Source organism: Pseudoalteromonas holothuriae (genome assembly GCF_945859825.1).
Classification (GTDB): Bacteria; Pseudomonadota; Gammaproteobacteria; order Enterobacterales; family Alteromonadaceae; genus Pseudoalteromonas; species Pseudoalteromonas holothuriae.
Genome location: NZ_CAMAPC010000053.1, coordinates 1 through 2,574 on the forward strand (window position 1 = coordinate 1; position 2,574 = coordinate 2,574).

At 46.2% G+C, this 2,574-nt stretch carries 1 protein-coding gene; it reads left to right on the plus strand.

What is annotated here, in order from left to right:
- Positions 1-2,574: RHS repeat domain-containing protein (locus tag OCI93_RS20735; protein ID WP_261627235.1), on the plus strand; the 2,574-nt coding region annotated here is incomplete at both ends.

Genomic DNA, 2,574 nt, shown 5'->3' on the forward strand with positions numbered 1-2,574 from the left:
AATGAAGTAGAGCTTGCAAGCAAAATCAGCCGTTCAGAGCACGACCGCAGCAGCCAATTGTTTTACGATGCAGCTGGGCGTCTACGCTTTACAGTGAATGCGCAAGGCCATGTTATCGAGCAGCGCTATAATGAAATTAGCGACATCATGAGTAATATTACTCATGGCACATCCCTTACTGAACACGCTGCACTGAGTAGTAAATTTAACGCCGGTACATTAAGCTTCACCGACCTGCAAAGTCACTTTGCCAGTGAGTTATTAAATGACGCCCGTGTTAATCACGCTCAGTATAACGCCAAGGGGCAGCTAACTTGGCAACGCCATGCTGATGGCACCACCGAGCAATTTAGCTACTACGACAATGGCTTAAAGGCCAGCTATACCAACCAAAAAGGCGCAACGTGGACTTATGACTACAACTCTGCAGGCAAGTTAGCGTTTGAACGCGGCCCTCAACAGGCAGTTTATGATTGGCATAATGGTAGCCTAAGAACGCTCAGTAATGTGCGCATCACAAAAGCCTTTCATTACGATGGGCTTGGTAATGTTACGATTATTGAAGAAGGCGGGCAGCAAAATAATAGCTGGGTAAGCGGCTTACCAAAAGCAGTCACTCACTTTATGTATGACAGTGCGGGTCGCCAAATCGCGACGCGCCAAGCGGCTACAACGCATGCACCTGCAACTGAAACACTCACCCGATATGACGCACTTGGACGTGCTGTAAGCACAACACAAGGTGGGTTAACTGCACTGAAAGTATACGATAATGTGGGTAACGTACGCTTTGAAATAAGCACGGACGGCAATGTGATTGAGCGCCAATTTAACGCCTTTGGTCAAGAAGTGTTGCTTATTCAATATGCTGATGAGCATACCATTCAACCTACTGGGCCCATAACCTTAGCGGATATGGTGAATAGCTCAGGTTTACTGAGCCCAAGTAACGATGCGAATGTGAATGCATCTCCCCTTGACCGTCGTATTCACACCCAATACGACACGGCTGGGCGCAAAGAGCAAGTTGTTATTGGCAAACAAACCACGCACTTTACCTATAACGCCTTTGACCAAGAAATTAAAAAAGAGCAACTGTTAGATAATCAGACACCATTGACCAGTTACAGCTATTACAACACCTTGGGTCAAAAAGTGGCCAGTGTGGATGCAGGTAAGTACCTTAGCGCACTCACGTATAACGCACATGGTGAAGTGGCATCAAGCACCGAATATGCGGTGGCGCTCAGTGGCTCTATTGACGAAAATACCGCCCCAACGGGAAGGGCAGATAACGAGACTCAAGGTCAAAACCGCACCACTGAGTTTTATTACGATGATATGGGCCGAGTTACCCATACGGTTTATCAAAATGTGGCTGTAAAACAGCAAGGCTCAAGTGCATTTGCGTATACCGATAAAAACCAAGTAATTGATTATAAAGAGTACGATGTACTGGGTAATGTGCGCACTGCACTGACCACAAGTACTGATTTAGCCAATCCAGAAACATATACTGGCACAGATGTTGGCGCTAGCACCTTGTTTGAATACGATGCGACAGGGCGCTTAATCAACAAAGCGCAAGCTTATACCGGCTATGTAAACGCCGACGCAAAGGCATCTAAAGCCGCGGCCACCACAACACAGCTAGGCCGCCAAGCAACCTCTTATGCCTATGATGTGCTGGGTAACTTAGTTGAGCAGCGTGAGCATGCGACACGCTTAACGGGGCACTCACGTACTTGGGGTGATTTAACCGCACCAGTACACTTAGCGCAGGACAAAGTAACCCGCCATGAGTACAACACCCGTGGTCAGCTAATACGTGAATATAATGCGCTTGGCCATAAAACAGAGCACCATTACAACGCACACGGACTGTTATCTCAAAGTCGAGCGCATTACACCAACTCAGATAACAGCAGCAAGTCATTACTCACGTCTTATCAATATGACAACAATGGACAGGTGACTGCAAAATCACTTGATAGCGTGTCAACACATGGCGGCAAACCAACCAACTCAGAGTTTACTTTTAACACTGCGTACAACGCTTTCGGTGAAGTGAAAAAAGACGACCAAGGGGTGTATGTTTATAACCAAGAAGGCTTATTGTGGAAAACCACCAAAGGTGATGGGGTACTAAAAACCCACACCTATGACAATGCTGGTCGGTTAACCAAAACGATTCATGCCCTTAATGGTACCACCCATATTAAGCGTGATGCACTGGGCAACGCTTCGGAAATAAAACAGCCTCAGTTTTACCAAAACGGTGGCTGGCAAACTCCTCTCATTACACAAAAACATGACCGTTGGGGTAATGTGATTGAGCACAAAGATGCTATGGGAAGTATCACCAAAGCGCAATACAACCATCAAAACAAGGTGATTAAAGAGTTATTGCCAGCCGTAGCAATAACTAGCGAAGCAGGTGTCACTCGCTATGAGCGACCAGTTAACCTGTACCATTATGATGCACAAGGTAACTTGGTACGTAAAATAGACGGCAATAATTCACAGCAAACCTTTAGTTTTGACGCCAACAATAAACAAGTCGCGCACCAAGAT